The following is a 2,310-nucleotide window of genomic DNA, read 5'->3' on the forward strand; positions in this document are numbered from 1 at the left end:
CATCGACGGGTGCGGGATGCATTGTGCGAAGAAGATCGCGGAGTCGGCAGGAGTCCCGGTTCACCAGCATCTGGTAATCACCGATCTCGGTGTGGAAAAGACCTACGAAGATCGGTCATTCACTGCCGGGCAGGTTGAATCTATTGTCTCTGCTGCCTGGAAAGGAGAAGGGAAGACACAGGAGTCAGAATCTTCTAGGAAGAAACCCTCCGACGGTTCAGGCGGCTGTGGCTGCGGCGGAAAGTGCTGCTAATCTTATTTTTTTATGCACTCCGATTCTGATACGACTATGGTAACCTGTTCGGGCATATCCAATACAGGGAAACTTACGACAAAGGTAAGTGAATCACTTCATCGAAAATGTCCAGGCCTTATTGAATGCTCTTTTGCTGCACGAAGTGATCCAGAAAAATTACGTGATTTTCTCGCCCATGCGAAGAGAATAGTTATCGTTGATGGATGTTCAGACTGTTGTGGAAGGAAAAAAATCAAAGAGTTGGGATATGATCCGGACATTCATATTGTCGCCACCGAATGCGGGATAATTAAGAATGGTATGGAAGATCCACGATTTGATGAAATTGAACTCATGACATCAATTGTCAGAGAAAAAATCCGGTGAATGATTTAATTTGTGATTATTCATTATTTTTTTTAGCCTGATATTCTCATCAAAAAAATGAAAAATTATATTCCATTTATTATTCTGGCAATTCTCACAGGGATTTATATATTCTCTGGGGGGTGTGGTTGTAATCAACCTTTTAGTCTTGAAAAAAATGCAACCCAGAAGAATATTTCATCTGAATTTATTCCATCGGCTGGAAGTGTTGAAGTGTATCATTTCCACGAAACAGATCAATGCTATTCCTGCCGGGTGATTGGCGAAATGTCTGAAGATCTCATGAATACGTCATTCAGACAGGAAATAGATGATGGGAAGATCATCTTCAGACACGTAAATGTTGATCTGCCGGAAAATTCAGATATTGTCTCCAGATTTGGGCCGACATCGTCTTCAGTGATGATTGGATATTCAGATGAGACTGGTTTTCATGCAGAAAACCTGATACAACTTTGGTATAAACTTGATGATAAGAAAGCATTTAGTGATGAATTATCCGGAACAATCAGGAAAAAACTGGAAATAATTGATCCCTCATTAAATATTGGTCAACATAGCCCTTTACCAACTGATCAGCCGTATGAATAATATCACTACTCCCGGTTATCCCTTTATTTCCAATAAACATTGCAGGATAGGGAATTTCAGAATGTCTGAATTGGTTTTTATATTCAGTAAATAATTGCCGATTATCTCCTATATGCCAGATTCCAGTATTCAATAAGATTAGATGGATTTTTTCATCCATATGACTGAAAAAAATCTTAGTGTATCCTTGCAGCTTCCATAACTGGAGCTAAAGAAGAATTGCATTGGAAATGGAGAATCAGTCTTGACGATGGGATTATTCATAAAAAAAGATTATTGACTTCATTTAGAGGGATTTCTGTCCCATCTTTGAGAAATATCGCTCATGAGCATGTCGGAATTAAAAATATATGTATCAAGGTAATGAGAAGAATAAGATAACGATCTCTGATATGTTATTGTTGCTTGCTTCACTTTTGGTAATTCTTTCTGATAGTTGTTACCAGATTCGAAAATTCTTTTTCAGCAGTAACCTTGTCATACCCCTGATTGATTAATTTATCAACAAATTTTCGAAGTACCGGTTCATTGCATTCAGACTGATATTTTTCAAAAGGCCATGATTCAGCCTCTGCTACCGTATGACCGGTTTCCTTTTCCCAATCTGCCATTGCAAGTCGTAATGCACCACGGATGCTCAATTCATCAGAATTTTTAAATGTTTGTTTAAGCATTGCACACATTTCTGAAAAGACCTTTTCCTGTTGTTGGGTCATTTTTGACATAATATCTCCTCACAATATACTTGAGTAGGTAAAATAAAAAACCCACGCATGATTTTTCACTCGAAATAGATCTATTTCCTTTCCAAAATATAATGTTCGACAATGGTTGTATCATGAATGATATTAAAACCCCATCCCTGGGTAAAAAAAATATTCAACGTTTTCCAAAAAACATGGGATTGATCGATACCTTACGGTACATAATGGAGATATTGTGAGTCTAATGAACTAAATACTCAAATCTGAACGAGGTTCAATCAAATTAGTTATCCAATTGGTTGTTTTTTCTGCCTTTCGTTTTAAGCACTTTCTCATCGTTCCTATCCATGACCGAGTTCTCATTTTATTGACGTAATGTATCGAATCAGCAAG

At 37.7% G+C, this 2,310-nt stretch carries 4 protein-coding genes; 3 read left to right on the top strand and 1 reads right to left on the bottom strand.

The window, feature by feature from the left end; all coding sequences use genetic code 11:
• The 3 genes from PLA23_RS12620 to PLA23_RS12630 form a co-directional block, all read left to right on the top strand.
• Positions 1-253, top strand: a 253-nt coding sequence (locus PLA23_RS12620; protein ID WP_324475408.1) for a putative zinc-binding protein, incomplete at its 5' end; no start/stop codon positions are given.
• A 36-nt stretch (positions 254-289) separates the two neighbouring features.
• Positions 290-622 carry a putative zinc-binding protein gene (locus tag PLA23_RS12625; protein ID WP_324328860.1) on the top strand — a complete coding sequence of 111 codons (333 nt, stop codon included), beginning with the start codon at positions 290-292 and terminating at the stop codon, positions 620-622.
• 57 nt (positions 623-679) lie between these two features.
• Positions 680-1,213, top strand: coding sequence for a nitrophenyl compound nitroreductase subunit ArsF family protein (locus tag PLA23_RS12630; protein WP_324328862.1), 534 nt, complete (start codon positions 680-682; stop codon positions 1,211-1,213).
• Positions 1,214-1,623: 410 nt separating this feature from the next.
• Here PLA23_RS12630 and PLA23_RS12635 read toward each other — a convergent pair whose 3' ends face one another.
• Positions 1,624-1,938 (bottom strand): hypothetical protein, encoded by a 315-nt coding sequence (locus PLA23_RS12635; protein ID WP_324328864.1) that lies wholly within the window; start codon positions 1,936-1,938, stop codon positions 1,624-1,626.
• Between the last annotated feature and the right edge of the window lie 372 nt (positions 1,939-2,310).

Origin of the sequence: Methanospirillum sp., from assembly GCF_035406105.1 — an archaeon.
Classification (GTDB): Archaea; Halobacteriota; Methanomicrobia; order Methanomicrobiales; family Methanospirillaceae; genus Methanospirillum.